This is a genomic window from Phormidesmis priestleyi ULC007, from assembly GCF_003003695.1.
Classification (GTDB): Bacteria; Cyanobacteriota; Cyanobacteriia; order Leptolyngbyales; family Leptolyngbyaceae; genus Phormidesmis_A; species Phormidesmis_A priestleyi_A.
This window is the reverse complement of record NZ_PVWG01000157.1, coordinates 1-618: the sequence shown is the minus strand read 5'-3', so window position 1 is coordinate 618 and position 618 is coordinate 1. Positions and strand designations below refer to the sequence as shown.

General features: G+C 51.6%; 1 protein-coding gene. It reads left to right on the top strand.

Translation table 11 applies throughout. From position 1 onward, the window contains the following. Positions 1-82: 82 nt before the first annotated feature. The coding region (locus C7B65_RS27175) for a transposase (protein WP_425320476.1) at positions 83-618 on the top strand (536 nt) is incomplete at its 3' end.

Genomic DNA, 618 nt, shown 5'->3' with positions numbered 1-618 from the left:
ACGTGAGTTGGACGGAAGATAGAAGCGCAAAAGGAAAGCTGAGACTACCTTTGAAAGTCATGTAAACCTTTTGAGTCTCAGCCTGGACACCATCGTATCGCACTTGGATTTGACTCCCATCTTCGGGGAGGTGGACGACTTCTGTGAGCAGTTTGAGCAAGCTGGGTCAAGTCAGGCTCAACTCCCTGCCGTACCCGGCACCCGGCACTATCGATCCCGCATGTGCTTGAGGGAAGTGATGACGATCGTCATCGCGTTTCATGGAGCGGGGCTGAGAACGTTCAAAGACTTTTATAGGTTGACGGTGCTGCCCCACTGGCAGAAAGCCTTTCCCAACTTGGTCAGTTATAACCGCTTTGTTGAATTGATGCCTTGGGGCTTGATGCTACTGTGCTGCTTCGCCAATACCCGCAAAGGAGAGATGACAGGCATTGCCTTTATCGACTCCACGCCCCTTGAAGTGTGTCATCCAGCACGCGCTCATGCTCACAACGTCTTTCAAAACCTTGTCGGTTGGGGCAAAAGCTCAACTGGGTGGAAGTTTGGCTTCAAACTGCATCTGATCATCAACGATCAAGGAGAACGCTTGGCGTTCAAACTCACTCACGCCCATACCGA